This is a genomic window from Streptomyces sp. NPDC001890 (assembly GCF_042891445.1).
In the GTDB taxonomy this organism is placed as follows: Bacteria; Actinomycetota; Actinomycetes; order Streptomycetales; family Streptomycetaceae; genus Streptomyces.
Genome location: NZ_JBIATE010000021.1, coordinates 79,165 through 94,050, shown reverse-complemented (window position 1 = coordinate 94,050; position 14,886 = coordinate 79,165). Strand labels below are relative to the sequence as shown.

13 protein-coding genes are annotated in these 14,886 nt (G+C 71.4%); all 13 read left to right on the top strand.

All coding sequences use genetic code 11. The annotated features are described in order from the left end of the window. Positions 1-289 precede the first annotated feature (289 nt). The 13 genes from ACFYY1_RS34035 to ACFYY1_RS33975 all read left to right on the top strand — a co-directional run bounded on the left by ACFYY1_RS34035 (position 290) and on the right by ACFYY1_RS33975 (position 14,883). A complete protein-coding gene (locus tag ACFYY1_RS34035) occupies positions 290-1,975 on the top strand; it encodes a CTP synthase (RefSeq protein WP_388592396.1) in 1,686 nt (561 codons plus the stop codon). Between the two features lie 89 nt (positions 1,976-2,064). Continuing rightward, a complete protein-coding gene (locus ACFYY1_RS34030) occupies positions 2,065-2,691 on the top strand; it encodes an NUDIX domain-containing protein (RefSeq protein WP_388592394.1) in 627 nt (208 codons plus the stop codon). Between the two features lie 228 nt (positions 2,692-2,919). Then, on the top strand, positions 2,920-4,983 hold the full coding sequence (locus ACFYY1_RS34025; RefSeq protein WP_388592392.1) for a tetratricopeptide repeat protein: 2,064 nt from the start codon (positions 2,920-2,922) through the stop codon (positions 4,981-4,983). A gap of 143 nt (positions 4,984-5,126) precedes the next feature. Continuing rightward, entirely contained in the window at positions 5,127-6,242 is a 1,116-nt protein-coding gene (ald, locus tag ACFYY1_RS34020) for an alanine dehydrogenase (RefSeq protein ID WP_351252637.1), read from the top strand. Positions 6,243-6,611: 369 nt separating this feature from the next. Further along, a complete protein-coding gene (locus ACFYY1_RS34015) occupies positions 6,612-7,730 on the top strand; it encodes a ParA family protein (protein ID WP_266736277.1) in 1,119 nt (372 codons plus the stop codon). Further along, the gene (locus tag ACFYY1_RS34010; RefSeq protein ID WP_388592435.1) at positions 7,727-8,356 is read left to right on the top strand and encodes a hypothetical protein; all 630 of its coding nucleotides are present in this window, start codon (positions 7,727-7,729) and stop codon (positions 8,354-8,356) included. The genes ACFYY1_RS34015 and ACFYY1_RS34010 overlap by 4 nt, the downstream gene beginning before the upstream one ends. Positions 8,357-8,465: 109 nt before the next feature. After that, positions 8,466-9,497 carry a segregation/condensation protein A gene (locus ACFYY1_RS34005; RefSeq protein ID WP_388592389.1) on the top strand — a complete coding sequence of 344 codons (1,032 nt, stop codon included), beginning with the start codon at positions 8,466-8,468 and terminating at the stop codon, positions 9,495-9,497. After that, positions 9,494-10,141: an SMC-Scp complex subunit ScpB gene (gene scpB, locus ACFYY1_RS34000; protein WP_388592388.1), complete on the top strand. Its 648-nt coding sequence runs from the start codon at positions 9,494-9,496 to the stop codon at positions 10,139-10,141. Before ACFYY1_RS34005 ends, scpB begins: the two co-directional genes overlap by 4 nt. Beyond that, complete coding sequence (locus ACFYY1_RS33995) at positions 10,141-11,250, top strand: pseudouridine synthase (protein WP_388592385.1); 1,110 nt, start codon at positions 10,141-10,143, stop codon at positions 11,248-11,250. The genes scpB and ACFYY1_RS33995 overlap by 1 nt, the downstream gene beginning before the upstream one ends. Before the next feature lie 153 nt (positions 11,251-11,403). Then, positions 11,404-12,057 carry a nicotinamide riboside transporter PnuC gene (gene pnuC, locus ACFYY1_RS33990; RefSeq protein WP_388592383.1) on the top strand — a complete coding sequence of 218 codons (654 nt, stop codon included), beginning with the start codon at positions 11,404-11,406 and terminating at the stop codon, positions 12,055-12,057. Beyond that, positions 12,054-13,133, top strand: a complete 1,080-nt coding sequence (locus tag ACFYY1_RS33985; RefSeq protein ID WP_388592381.1) for an AAA family ATPase — start codon at positions 12,054-12,056, stop codon at positions 13,131-13,133. The genes pnuC and ACFYY1_RS33985 overlap by 4 nt, the downstream gene beginning before the upstream one ends. Further along, positions 13,130-13,864, top strand: a complete 735-nt coding sequence (locus ACFYY1_RS33980; RefSeq protein ID WP_388592378.1) for an NUDIX domain-containing protein — start codon at positions 13,130-13,132, stop codon at positions 13,862-13,864. The genes ACFYY1_RS33985 and ACFYY1_RS33980 overlap by 4 nt, the downstream gene beginning before the upstream one ends. Further along, complete coding sequence (locus ACFYY1_RS33975) at positions 13,861-14,883, top strand: ADP-ribosylglycohydrolase family protein (protein WP_388592376.1); 1,023 nt, start codon at positions 13,861-13,863, stop codon at positions 14,881-14,883. The genes ACFYY1_RS33980 and ACFYY1_RS33975 overlap by 4 nt, the downstream gene beginning before the upstream one ends. Positions 14,884-14,886 lie beyond the last annotated feature (3 nt).

Below are 14,886 nucleotides of genomic sequence, written 5' to 3'. Positions count from 1 at the left end.
AGTCCGAGCAGGATACGACGCACCCAGGTGATCCGCGCGACGGTCTTGACAACCGGTCTCGCCCGAACGGGTGTGTGCGCGGACACTCGTGGTGATCATGCGAGGTGGGCGTCGGGATGCGGCCGGAAGCGGGCTCCCCTCGGCGCTGATACCCTGGTAGCCCGTGGACCGGTGGTCGTCCGCAACCGCAGACGAGGCCCCCGAACCGCAGCGACGGCGCCTCCGGAGTCTCCGGACGAAAACGCCGGTACGCACCTCACGATCGCGACCACGGGAGCCCCCTTTGGCTATGCAGCCCACATCCACGACGACCAAGCACATCTTCGTCACCGGGGGTGTCGCCTCTTCCCTCGGCAAGGGTCTGACTGCCTCCAGCCTCGGTGCCCTGCTCAAGGCGCGCGGCCTTCGGGTCACCATGCAGAAGCTCGACCCCTACCTCAACGTCGACCCCGGCACGATGAACCCGTTCCAGCACGGTGAGGTGTTCGTCACCAACGACGGCGCCGAGACCGACCTGGACATCGGCCACTACGAGCGCTTCCTCGACGTCGACCTCGACGGCTCCGCCAACGTCACCACCGGCCAGGTCTACTCGCAGGTGATCGCCAAGGAGCGGCGCGGCGAGTACCTCGGTGACACCGTGCAGGTCATCCCGCACATCACCAACGAGATCAAGCACCGCATCCGCCGCATGGCCACCGACGACGTCGACGTCGTCATCACCGAGGTCGGCGGCACGGTCGGCGACATCGAGTCGCTGCCGTTCCTGGAGACCGTCCGCCAGGTCCGCCACGAGGTCGGCCGGGACAACGTCTTCGTCGTGCACATCTCGCTGCTGCCCTACATCGGCCCGTCCGGCGAGCTCAAGACCAAGCCCACCCAGCACTCCGTCGCCGCGCTGCGCAACATCGGTATCCAGCCGGATGCCATCGTGCTGCGCGCCGACCGCGACGTACCGACCGCCATCAAGCGCAAGATCTCGCTGATGTGCGACGTCGACGAGGCCGCCGTGGTGGCCTGCGTGGACGCCAAGTCGATCTACGACATCCCGAAGGTGCTGCACACCGAGGGCCTGGACGCCTACGTGGTGCGCAAGCTCGACCTGCCCTTCCGCGATGTCGACTGGACGACGTGGGACGACCTGCTGGACCGCGTCCACAACCCCGACCACGAGATCACCGTGGCGCTCGTCGGCAAGTACATCGACCTGCCCGACGCCTACCTCTCGGTCACCGAGGCCATCCGGGCCGGCGGCTTCGCCAACAAGGCGCGGGTCAAGGTCAAGTGGGTCGCCTCGGACGACTGCAAGACCCCGGCCGGTGCCGCCAAGCAGCTCGGCGACGTCGACGCGATCTGCGTCCCCGGCGGCTTCGGTGACCGCGGTGTCAACGGCAAGATCGGCGCCATCCAGTACGCCCGTGAGAACAAGGTGCCGCTGCTCGGCCTCTGCCTCGGCCTCCAGTGCATCGTGATCGAGGCCGCGCGCAACCTCGCCGAGATCCCCGACGCCAACTCCACCGAGTTCGACGCCGCCACCTCGCACCCCGTCATCTCGACGATGGAGGAGCAGCTGGCGTACGTCGAGGGCGCGGGCGACCTGGGCGGCACCATGCGGCTCGGCCTGTACCCGGCGAAGCTCGCCGAGGGCTCGCTGGTCCGCGAGGCGTACGACGGCGAGCCGTACGTGGAGGAGCGCCACCGCCACCGCTACGAGGTCAACAACGCCTACCGGGCCGAGCTGGAGAAGAAGGCCGGCCTGGTCTTCTCCGGCACCTCCCCGGACAACAAGCTCGTCGAGTACGTCGAGTACCCGCGCGAGATCCACCCCTACCTGGTCGCCACCCAGGCCCACCCGGAGCTCCGCTCCCGCCCGACCCGCCCGCACCCGCTCTTCGCGGGCCTGGTGAAGGCGGCCGTCGCGCGCAAGACGGGTGCCGCGGCCGGTGACGGCAAGGGCAAGCCGTCGGGCAAGTAGTCCGCCGCCGCACAGGCGTTAACGTTGACCGGGGTACGTGTCCTTCGAGGACGCGTACCCCGGTTTCTGTTTTTCGTGGGAGGACGTAGATGGGTTTCCAGGACACGCCCGAGGAGTGGCAGGTCACCGCGACCGAGACGCCCTTCACCGGCAACAAGACCAGCGTCCGCACCGACGAAGTGGTGATGCCGGACGGCACGGTGGTGCGCCGCGACTACCAGGTCCACCCGGGCTCGGTCGCCGTGCTCGCGCTCGACGACGACAACCGGGTCGTGGTGCTGCGGCAGTACCGCCACCCGGTGCGCCACAAGCTCTGGGAGATCCCGGCCGGACTGCTCGACGTCCCCGGCGAGAACCCGCTGCACGCGGCGCAGCGCGAGCTCTACGAGGAGGCGTACGTCAAGGCCGAGGACTGGCGGGTGCTGACCGACGTCTACACCACACCGGGCGGCTGCGACGAAGCCGTACGGATCTTCCTGGCCCGGAATCTCTCCGAGGCCGACGGGGAGCGCTTCGAGGTCTCCGAGGAGGAGGCCGACATGGAGCTGGCCCGGGTGCCGCTCCAGGAGCTGGTACGGGGCGTGCTCGCGGGCGAGCTGCACAACAACTGCCTCGTGGTGGGCGTCCTCTCGCTCGCCGCGGTGCTCGCCGGTGACGGGATCGATTCGCTGCGCCCGGCCGACGCGCCGTGGCCGGCCCGCCCCTTCGAGGCCTGACGGGCGGCAGGACCGCCGGACGGCGCACCGGGGCCCGACGAGCCGCGGTGCCGCCTGGTGGCGCACACCCGGGGCCCTTCGATCGGACAAGATGCTGATCCGATCGGGGGACCTCGGTGTCGTGCCCGGTCCTGCTCCGGACGGAACGTCCACACGCCTGAACTACGCTCACCATGCCCGGACCGGAGTCCCGGCGGGCGACGCGTGCAGCGAAGTGGAGCGTGGCCCGTGACGGATCAGGCGGTGGACACCAGCGGCCCGGCCGAGGCAGCGGGAACCGAGGAGCCGTCCGGCACCGCCCCACCCCAATTCTTCGGCCGCGCCCGTGAGTTGAAGGCGCTGCGGGCCGACATCGAACGGGCCGGCCTGGACACCCTGGCCGGTCGCAAGGCCGCCCGCGCCCGGGTCCTGCTGATCGCCGGACGCCCCGGATCCGGACGCACCGCGCTCGCCGAGGAACTCACCCGCGGGCTGCTCGCCGAGGGCGACCACCCCGACGGACTGCTCCGCGTCCGGCTCACCGACCCCGGCGGCGCACCGGTGCCCACCGAGCGCACCGCGCGCGAGCTGCTCGACCGGATGGGGGTGACCGGGCCGCCCGGCGCGGACGGGGACGAACTCTCCGGGATGGTCCGCGAGGAGCTCGCCGGACGCCGCGCCCTGCTGCTCCTGGACGACGCGGCGGACGCGGAACAGGTCGACCCGCTGCTGCCGGACAACCCGGACTGCCTGGTCGTCGCCACGTCCGAGGGCCCGCTCACCGGCATCCCCGGCGTCCGCCCCTGCACCATCGGCGGCCTGGACGCGGGCTCCGCCGTGCGGCTGCTCGCCCGCACCATCGGAGAGGTCAGGATCACCGTCGACCCGCGGACCGCCGAGACCCTCACCGAGGAGTGCGGCGGGCTGCCGGCCGCCCTGGTCATGGTCGCCGGCTGGCTCGCCGCCCGCCCCATGGCATCGGTCGCCGATGTCACCAAGCAGCTGCGCGAACTGCCGGACGACACGGAGCAGTCCACCGGCTCCCGCCCGCTGGCCCGCGCCTTCCGGCTGGCCCATGACTCGCTGCCGCCGACCGCGGCCCGGATACTGCGACTGCTCGCCCTCGCCCCCGCCGGACTCGCCGACGCGCACACCGCCTCCGCGCTGGCCGGCTGCTCCGTCTCGGCCGCCCAGACGACCCTCGACGACTTCGTGGCCCTGGGCCTGCTGCACACCAACGGGGCGGACCAGCCGCAGTACGAGGTGCCCGGCTGCCTCGCGCCGCTGCTGCGGGCGCTGCTGGAGGCCAGGGACCGGCCGGCGGAGCTCCAGCTGGCCAGGGCCCGGATGCTGGAGCGGACCGTACGGCTGCTCCAGTCCTGCCGGGCGGTCACCGAACCCGAGGGTTCCCCGGCCCGCCGCAAGCTCGCCGGGCTCCCGCGCTCGCTGCGCTTCCCGGGCCCCGAGGCGGCCGCCGAATGGCTGCGGATCCGCCGGCCCGCCCTGCTGGCCTCGGCCCGGATCGCCGTCGAGGACGGTGAACTCGACACCCTGGCGAGGCGGTTGGTGGCCGCCCTGGTGCGGGCACTGGCCGTGCACCAGGGCACCGAGGCCGCCGCACCCGAGCTGTACGGGCTGCACGGTCTGGTGCTGGCCGTGGCCGAGCGGCGCGAGCTGCCGCGCGAGCGGGCCGCGGCGCTGCTCAACCTCGCCGACCTCGACGCCAGGACCGGCCGCACCCGGGAGGCACTGGCCCGCTACCGGGCCGCGCTGGACGCCGGACGGGCCGCGAAGGACCCGTACGCCACCGGCCGCGCGATGGAATCCGTAGGCGGCGCCTATGCCGAGCTGGGGGACTTCCAGCGGGCCTCCGACTGGTACGGCCGCGCGCTGGCTCAGCGGCTCACCCAGGGGGAGCGGGCCGACGAGGCGCGGCTGTACGGGCGGCTCGGCGCGGTGCACACCTACGCCGGGCGGTACGGCGAGGCGCTGCGGAACTGGCGCGCCGCGGCGGCCGGGTACCGCAGGCTCGGCGACGTGCCGGCCCAGGCGCGGGCGCTCAGCGAGGCGGCGCGGGTCCAGGAGTACGCGGGCCGGCCGCACGAGTCCCTGCACACCTGCCAGGAGGCCGTCGAGTGGGCCAGGCGGGCGGGTGACGTACGACTCCAGGCGGCGCTGGAGCTCCGGCTGGCCGACACGCTCGACCGGCTCGGCGACCCGGCCGCGGCCAAGCTGCACCGGGGTCTGGCCGACAGATTGCTGGGCCAGGAGAGCGTGACCTGCGAAATCCGTAGTGCGGCGACAGAAAAATAATGCTTTGTAAGGCTAGACAGCACGAAACCCTTCATTAGACTGGCTCTGCCGCGTGTGTTCGCGGTGTCTCCATTTACGTAGTGTCTATCCGGGTATGTATAGATATGCCCGGGTAACCCTCTGAGCCAAGGACCGTGATCGACGTGAAGGTCGGCATCCCCCGCGAAGTCAAGAACAACGAGTTCCGCGTGGCGATCACGCCTGCCGGTGTGCACGAGCTCGTCCGCCACGGCCACCAGGTCGTCGTCGAGGAGAACGCCGGGGCCGGCTCCTCCATCACGGACGAGGAGTACATCGCCGCCGGGGCGCAGATCCTCCCCACCGCCGACGAGGTCTGGGCCACCGCCGACCTGCTGCTGAAGGTCAAGGAGCCGGTCGCCGAGGAGTACCACCGCCTCCGCAAGGACCAGACGCTCTTCACCTACCTGCACCTCGCGGCCTCCCGCGAGTGCACCGACGCGCTGATCGAGTCGGGCACCACGGCCATCGCCTACGAGACGGTCGAGACCGCGAGCCGCGCGCTCCCGCTGCTCGCCCCGATGTCCGAGGTCGCGGGCCGGCTGGCCCCGCAGGTCGGCGCCTACCACCTGATGCGCTCGGTCGGCGGCCGCGGCGTGCTGCCGGGCGGCGTCCCGGGCACGGCGCCCGCCGAGGCCGTCGTCATCGGTGGCGGTGTCTCCGGCTGGAACGCCACGCAGATCGCCGTCGGCCTGGGCTTCCACGTCACGCTGCTCGACAAGGACATCAACAAGCTCCGTGAGGCCGACAAGGTCTTCGGCACCAAGGTGAAGACCGTCGTCTCCAACGCCTTCGAGCTGGAGAAGGCCGTCATCGAGGCCGACCTCGTCGTGGGCGCCGTGCTGATCCCCGGCGCGAAGGCGCCGAAGCTGGTCACCAACGAGCTCGTCGCCAAGATGAAGCCCGGAAGTGTACTTGTCGACATTGCGATCGACCAGGGTGGCTGCTTCGAGGACTCGCACCCGACGACGCACGCCGAGCCGACCTTCAAGGTCCACAACTCGGTGTTCTACTGCGTCGCGAACATGCCGGGCGCGGTGCCGAACACCTCGACGTACGCCCTCACCAACGCCACGCTGCCGTACATCGTGGAGCTCGCCAACCGCGGCTGGGTCGAGGCGCTGCGCCGCGACGCCGCGCTCGCCAAGGGCCTCAACACCCATGACGGGCAGGTTGTTTACCGCGAGGTGGCCGAGGCGCACGGCCTGGAGCACGTCGAGCTGAGCTCGCTCCTCGGCTGACGGGTCAACACCTTCCGTCAACCTCACGCGTACGGCCGGACCTTGCCGAGCAAGGTCCGGCCGTACGCATGCCGGGCCCCTTCGGCGACCCCGTTCAACTCGTCTCGAACGTAACCCTTTAACCGATTCGTACACCCGTTAAATCTGTGCCCCGGTGGCCGCACGCCCTTGACAGGGGCGTGTTCGATTGCCGACACATCGGGCCGGGTCCGGCGGATTGTGTTGCTGCGAAGCGGTGACACGCCATAGAGTCGCCAATCGTCGGCATGGTGCCACGCTGACCTATCGATAAGTTTCCTGGTCACGTCCAAGGAGGTAAGACGACTTGTGAATGAGTCGACATTTACTCCCGGGGGTGTTCATCCAGGGATGCCTGCACGGGGCCAGAGCCCGAACGGGCTGGAGGCTGTCGGCTCCGTCGCTGTCCGCACCTTCGCCACCCAACAGCACATGACGACAGCCCCCCAGATGATGGACGGCCTACACGTGAACGCCATGGCCGGCAACGAGAGTGGCCGGGAAACCGCCCACTTCGCCGACTTCGACGAGGTGCCCCAGGGGCACTTCTACGACCCCGACGCCGAGTACGAACCCGATCCGGAGTACGCGGCCACCCTCGCGCCCGACGCTGCCCGCCAGCGCCGCGAGCGGATCGGCCCCACCGGCCGGCCCCTGCCCTACTTCCCGATCCCGGGACCGCTGACCGATCACGGCCCCGCGAAGATCATCGCGATGTGCAACCAGAAGGGCGGCGTCGGCAAGACCACGTCGACCATCAACCTGGGCGCCGCACTCGCGGAGTACGGACGACGCGTCCTGCTCGTCGACTTCGACCCGCAGGGTGCCCTGTCGGTCGGGCTCGGCGTCAACCCGATGGAGCTCGACCTCACGGTCTACAACCTGCTCATGGAGCGGGGCATGTCGGCCGACGAGGTCCTGCTGAAGACCGCGGTCCCGAACATGGACCTGCTGCCCAGCAACATCGACCTGTCGGCCGCCGAGGTGCAGCTGGTGAGCGAGGTCGCCCGGGAGTCCACGCTGCAGCGCGCCCTGAAGCCGCTGATGGCCGATTACGACTACATCGTGATCGACTGCCAGCCGTCGCTCGGCCTGCTCACCGTGAACGCCCTCACGGCCGCCCACAAGGTCATAGTGCCGCTCGAATGCGAATTCTTCGCGCTGCGTGGTGTGGCGTTGCTCACCGAGACCATCGAGAAGGTCCAGGAGCGCCTCAACCCCGATCTGGAGCTCGACGGCATCCTCGCCACCATGTACGACTCCCGTACGGTGCACAGCCGTGAGGTCCTCGCGCGCGTCGTCGAGGCATTCGACGACCACGTCTACCACACGGTCATCGGGCGCACCGTGCGCTTCCCGGAGACCACTGTCGCCGGTGAGCCCATCACCACGTACGCCTCCAACTCGGTCGGTGCCGCCGCCTATCGCCAGCTCGCCAGGGAGGTGCTCGCCCGGTGTCACGCCGAGTGAGTCTGCCCGGGGCCGACGAACTGTTCCGTACCACCGGAGGAATGGGGCTCCAGGCCTCGTCCCCGGCGGACCGGCGACGCAAGGCGAACGGTGAGGCCCGGGTGCCCGGTCCGGCCGGGGAGAACGATTCCGGGGCGGACGGATCCGGCGCGGAAGCGGCGCGGGACGCCGACGGCTCCTCGCGCGAGGAGCACTCCGCGGCGGACGCCGACGCGGGGGAGTCGCGCAGCCGCGACGCCGACCGGGTCGCGGTGGCCGCACAGGCGGGCCGCAGGCCCCAGCAGTCCGTACCGGCGGCCGCACCCCCGTCCGTGACGCCCGCCGCGTCCTCGTCCGCGCAGGAGGCGGTTCCCGCCCCCGCCGTCCAGCAGCAGCGCAGGCGCGGAGGCGGGCGCGGGGCGAACCGCAGGCCCAGCGGCCGCGAGCGCCACGACGAGAAGATCACCGTCTACGTCTCGGCCGAGGAACTGATGGACCTGGAACACGCCCGCCTCGTGCTGCGCGGGGAGCACGGGCTCGCCGTCGACCGCGGGCGGATCGTCCGGGAGGCGGTCGCGGTGGTGCTCGCGGATCTGGAGTCGCGGGGCGACGCGAGCATCCTCGTACGGCGGCTGCGCGGCCGCTGACCGGTGCGGCGCCGGTAGCCTGCCCGGTGGGCGGCCGCCGGACGAGCGGTCAGGCCCCTTCCGTACGGGCCCCGGCCCGCCGCCCGTATCCCGCTGCCCCTGGACCCTCATGCCGACGACCGACGAGCCCGCCCGCACCCCACGCCGCCCCCTGGGGCGCGGCCCGGGCGGCGCGGCCGTGCCGGAGGCGTCCGAGGCGTCCGAGGCGCCTGAGGTTCCCGAGGCGCCGGAGGTGCCAAAGGCTCCCGAGGCGCCTGTTGCGGCCCCCGGGCCTGCCGGGAGTCCCGGGCCCGCCGAGTCTCCCGGTCCCGCCGAGTCTCCCGGGCCCGCCGACGACGGGCGGTTCACCGTCCGGCTGGCGAACTTCGAGGGGCCGTTCGACCTGCTTCTCCAGCTCATCGCCAAGCACAAGCTCGATGTGACCGAAGTCGCGCTGTCGAAGGTCACCGACGAGTTCATGGCGCACATCCGAGCCATGGGGCCGGACTGGGACCTGGACCAGACCACCGAGTTCCTCGTCGTCGCCGCGACCCTGCTCGATCTGAAGGCGGCCCGGCTGCTGCCCGCCGCCGAGGTGGAGGACGAGGCGGATCTGGCGCTGCTCGAAGCGCGGGACCTGCTCTTCGCCCGGCTGCTCCAGTACCGCGCGTACAAGCGCGTCGCGGACATCCTCAGCGAGCGGCTGGCCTCGGAGGGCCGGCGCTTCCCGCGGACCGTGGGGCTGGAGCCGCACCACGCCGAGCTGCTGCCCGAGGTCGTGATCAGCATCGGGGCGCAGGGGTTCGCCGCGCTGGCCGTGAAGGCGATGCAGCCCAGGCCCGAGCCGCAGGTGTACGTCGACCACATCCACGCGCCGCTGGTCAGCGTGCGGGAACAGGCCGGGATCGTGGTGGCGCGGCTGCGGGAGGCGGGCGAGATCAGCTTCCGTACGCTCACCGAGGACGCCCCGGACACCCTTACCGTCGTCGCCCGGTTCCTCGCGCTGCTGGAGCTGTACCGGGAGAAGGCCGTCGCGCTCGACCAGGACGAGGCGCTCGGGGAGCTGATGGTGCGCTGGGCCGGGGGAGCGGGGGCCGGGCCCGTCGTCACGGACGAGTTCGACCCCGAGACAAGGGACGTCCAGGAGGATGGGAAGGCATGAGTCAGCAGGAGAAGACCGGCTCCGGCGTCGCGGATCTCGATCTCAGGCCCGCGCTGGAGGCCGTCCTCATGGTCGTCGACGAGCCCGCCACCGAGGAGCACCTCGCAAAGGTGCTGGAGCGGCCGCGCCGGGCCGTCGCCGACGCGCTGCGCGAGCTGGCCGACGAGTACACCCTGCAACGGCGCGGTTTCGAGCTGCGGCTGGTGGCGGGCGGCTGGCGCTTCTACACCCGCCCCGAGTACGCCGAGGCCGTGGAGGGCTTCGTCCTGGACGGCCAGCAGGCCCGGCTGACCCAGGCGGCGCTGGAGACCCTCGCGGTGGTCGCGTACCGCCAGCCGGTCAGCCGTTCCAGGGTCTCCGCGGTCCGCGGTGTGAACTGTGACGGGGTCATGCGGACCTTGTTGCAGCGGGGGCTGGTGGGGGAAGCGGGCGCGGAACCCGAAACAGGTGCGATCCTGTACAGGACGACGAACTACTTTCTGGAGCGGATGGGCCTGCGCGGCCTGGATGAGCTCCCGGAGCTCGCGCCCTTCCTCCCCGAGGCGGACGCGATCGAGGCTGAGACGCTAGAGGGTGTGCCGTCGTTCGATCCGGACGCACCGGACACCCCGGATACTCACGCAGACGACAAGACGGAATTTTGATGCGAAGCAGTGGCAGGAACAGCGGAAGCGGCAGCGGCGGCAAGAGCGGCGGCAGCCGGAATCCCCGCGGCGCCGGCGCCGGGCGCGACGGCAAGCAGGAGCAGCGTCCCCGCCGGCCCCGCCCCGAGGAGCGCCGCTACGACGTGGGCTCCGCCGGGGAGAAGAGCGGCGACGGCCCCCGCAAGGGGCGCGGCGCGGCAGCCCGCGGCGGCGCCAAGGGCGGCCCGAAGCCCGCGCAGGCGGGGAGCGGGCGCAGCGGCGGTCCCCGTCGCCAGGGCGCCCCGTCCCGTCCGCGTGAGCTCGACGCCAAGATCGAGCAGCGCAACCGGGACCGGTACGCGGGCAAGGCCGACATCAGGACGCCCAAGACCCACCCGGGCGCCGAGCAGGAGGGCGAGCGGCTGCAGAAGGTCCTCGCCAGGGCCGGCATGGGCTCGCGCCGGGCGTGCGAGGAGCTGATCGAGCAGGCCCGTGTCGAGGTCAACGGCGAGATCGTCCTCGAACAGGGCATGCGTGTCGATGTGAACCGGGACGAGATCAAGGTCGACGGTCTGACCGTCGCCGCCCAGTCCTACCTCTTCTTCGCGCTGAACAAGCCCGCCGGCGTCGTCTCCTCGATGGAGGACCCGGAGGGCCGCCAGTGCCTCGGTGACTACGTCACCAACCGTGAGACGCGGCTCTTCCACGTCGGCCGGCTGGACACCGAGACCGAGGGCATCATCATGCTCACCAACCACGGTGAGCTGGCCCACCGCCTGACCCACCCCAAGTACGGGGTGAAGAAGACCTATCTGGCCGCCATCCAGGGACCGCTCCCGCGCGACCTGGGCAAGCGGCTCAAGGACGGCATCCAGCTGGAGGACGGGTACGCCCGCGCCGACCACTTCCGGGTCGTCGAGAACACCGGCAAGAACTACCTGGTCGAGGTGACCCTCCACGAGGGCCGCAAGCACATCGTCCGCCGGATGCTGGCCGAGGCCGGCTTCCCGGTCGAGCGGCTCGTACGGACGTCCTTCGGACCGATCCCGCTGGGCGACCAGAAGTCCGGCTGGCTGCGCCGCCTCACCAACACCGAGGTGGGCATGCTGATGCGCGAGGTCGGCCTGTAGCCCTGCCTGCGGCCCTCCTCCGTCCGCTCCACGGCCCGCGGCCGGTTCCTGTCTTCGATTTTCGGACTTCGATTTTCGAACAGGAACCGGCCGCGGGCCTTTTCCTGCGCTCCCTCCCCCTTTATAGTCAGAGTGACTATTAAGGAGGCGGGCGTGAGTCTCGCGGATTTCCTCGATCCCCTGCAGCAACCCCTGGTGACGGTGCTCGACACCCCGGTCAGCTGGACCGAGGTGCTCGGCTTCGGCAGCGGGGCGCTGTGCGTATGGCTCGTGGCCCGCCAGCACCTCGCCAACTGGCCGATCGGCATCGCCAACAACCTCTTCTTCATCCTGCTGTTCACGCAGTCCGGTCTGTACGCCGACGCCGGACTCCAGATCGTCTTCATCGCCCTTGCCGCGTACGGCTGGTGGACCTGGACCCACGGGGGTGGACCGGGCTCACCGGACCTGCCGGTGCGACGCACCACGCGCACCGAATGGACCTGGCTGCTCGCGGCGGGGGCGGTGGGGGCCGTCGCCCTCACCGTCCTGCTCGACCACGCCACCGACTCGACCGTGCCCTTCTGGGACGCCCTGACGACCGCGCTGTCCCTGACGGCGACGTACGGGCAGTGCCGCAAGCTCGTCGAGTCCTGGTGGCTCTGGATCGCCGCCGATGTGGTGTACATCCCGCTGTACGCGTACAAGGAGCTCTATCTGACCTCGCTGCTGTACATCGGCTTCCTGACGCTCTGCCTGCTCGGCCTGCGCAACTGGCGGCGTGATCTCGCCGGGCAGCGGCGGCAGTTGGCGGAGGCGACGGCATGAAGCGCTTCGGGCACGGGCTGGTCCTCGGCAAGTTCTACCCGCCGCACGCCGGCCACCACCACCTCGTCCGCACCGCGCAGGACCGCTGCGAGCGGCTGACCGTCCTGGTCTGCGCCGCCTCCGTCGAGTCCGTGCCGCTCGCCGACCGGGTGGCCTGGATGCGGGAGGTGCACCCGGACGTACGGGTCGTCGGCGCCGTCGACGACATCCGCATGGACCTCCACGACCCGGTGATCTGGGACGCGCACATGGCCGTCTTCACCGGGGCCGTGCCCGAGCCGGTGGACGCCGTCTTCACCTCGGAGTCGTACGGGGACGAACTCGCCCGCCGGTTCGGCGCCGAATCCGTCTGCGTCGACCCCGACCGCACGGTCTTCCCGGTCTCCGGCACCGCCGTACGCAAGGACCCGGTCGGCTGCTGGGACTTCCTGGAACCGCCCGTACGGGCCGCCCTCGCCCGCCGGATCGTCGTCCTCGGCGCGGAATCCACCGGCACCACGACCCTGGCCCGTGCCCTCACCGACCACTACCGCGCGCGCGGCGGAGTCTGGGCGCGGACGGGATACGTCGCCGAGTACGGGCGGGAGTTCAGCGAGCAGAAGCTGGCCGCCCTGCGCGAGCGGTGGCCCGGGGCCCAGTGGGAGGACGTCAGCTTCACCACCGACGACTTCCCGCGGATCGCCCGGACCCAGAACGCCAGGGAGGAGGCCGCCGCGCGCACCGGGTCGCCGGTCCTCTTCTGCGACACCGACTCCTTCGCCACCACCGTCTGGCACGAGCGGTACATCGGCGGACGCAACCCGCTCGTCGAGGAGACCGCGGACCGGGTCGCCCACCATCTGTGGCTGCTCACCGACCACGAGGGCGTCGCCTTCGAGGACGACGGACTGCGCGACGGCGAGGAGCTGCGGCCCTGGATGACCGACCGCTTCCGGGCCGAACTCACCCGCACCGGAAGAGAGTTCGTCGAGCTCACCGGGACCCGCCAGGAACGCCTGGCCACCGCGGTCGCCGCCGTGGACGCGCTGCTCGCCGACAGCTGGAACTTCGCCGCGCCCCTGCCGGAGCGCCGATGAGCCCCGAAGTCCCCGAAGGCTACGACCCGCACGCCTTCGAACCCTTCGCCGTCACCGTCGATCTCGCCGTCTTCACGGTCCGCGACGGCCGGCTGCACGTCCTGCTCGTCGAACGGGGCGAGGACCCGTACAAGGGGCACTGGGCACTGCCCGGCGGCTTCGTGCTGCCGCGGGAGTCCGCCGAGACCGCCGCCCGCCGGGAACTCGCCGAGGAGACCGGATTGACCGAGGGCACCGTCAGCGCCCTCCACCTGGAACAGCTGCGCACCTACAGCGATCCGGACCGCGACCCCAGGATGCGGGTCGTCTCGGTCGCCTACGCCGCACTCGTACCCGACCTGCCCGAACCGCGCGGCGGCGGCGACGCGGCCAGCGCCCAGTGGTGGGACGCCGGGGCACTCGGTCCGCTCGCCTTCGACCACGACCGGATCCTCGCCGACGCGCACGACCGGATCGGCGCCAAGCTCGAATACAGCTGTCTGGCCACCGCCTTCTGCCCGCCCGAATTCACCCTGGGGGAACTCCAGCAGGTGTACGAGACGGTCTGGGGCGTCGAGCTGGACCGGCCCAACTTCCGGCGCAAGGTCCTCACCACGCCCGGCTTCGTCCAGGCCGTGGAGGGATCGCCGCGCCGCACCGGCGGACGGGGGAAACCGGCCGCGCTCTACCGGGCGGGTGCCGCTACCGCCCTGCACCCACCACTGCTGAGACCGGAAGGAAGAAGCACGTGATCGTGACCAGGACCATCACCAAGCAGGCCGCCACCGGCGCGCTGACCGGGCTCGCGCTCGGCGACGCACTGGGCTTCCCGACCGAGTTCAACAACGTCCCGTCGATCCTCGCCAAGTGCGGACCGTGGCGCACGATGCGGCTGCCGAAGCCGGCGCACGTCACCGACGACACCCAGATGACGCTGGCCCTGGGGCGGGGCATCCGCACCGCCATGGACCGCGGGCTGCTCACCCCGCTGCGGCTGACCCGCCCGGTGCGCGAGGAGTTCGTCGACTGGTACCACTCGCCCGACAACAACCGCGCCCCCGGCCGCACCTGCATGACCGCCTGCCGGCTGCTCGACAGCGACCGGCTCTGGCAGGAGGCCAGCCAGACCGGCTCCAAGGGCTGCGGCGCCAACATGCGGGTCGCGCCGATCGGACTCGTCCCCGGACTCAGCGACGAACAGCGCTCCGGTGCCGCCCAGTTGCAGGCGGCCCTCACCCACGGGCACCCGACCGCGCTCGCCGCGTCCGACCTGACGGCCCGCGCCGTGCACCTGCTGGCGCAGGGGGCGGAACCCATGGGCCTGGTCGGCCAGTTGCGCAGTTACGCATACGAGAACAGCGGCCGGTACCTCACGCGCTGGCTCGGCGACCTCTGGCGGTACGCGGGCGACTCCTCGCCCGAGCTGTACATCCAGCGCGGCTGGGACGAATGCCTGGGCGCCCTGGCCCGCGTCCAGGACGCGCTGCGCCACCCGTCCCCGGAGACCGACCCCTGCGAGCTGACCGGCGACGGCTGGATCGCCGAGGACGCCCTGGCCACGGCGCTGCACTGCTTCCTCCTCTTCCCCGAGGACCCCGTCACCGCGCTCCGCCGAGCCGCCTGCACCCGGGGCGACTCGGACTCCCTCGGCTGTCTGACCGGCGCGTTCGCCGGGGCGCACCTGGGGGCGGCGGCCTGGCCCAAGGAGTGGGCGGAGCGGATCGAGTACCGGAGCGATCTGCTGTCGCTGGGGGCGCTCTGGGATTCTTGATCC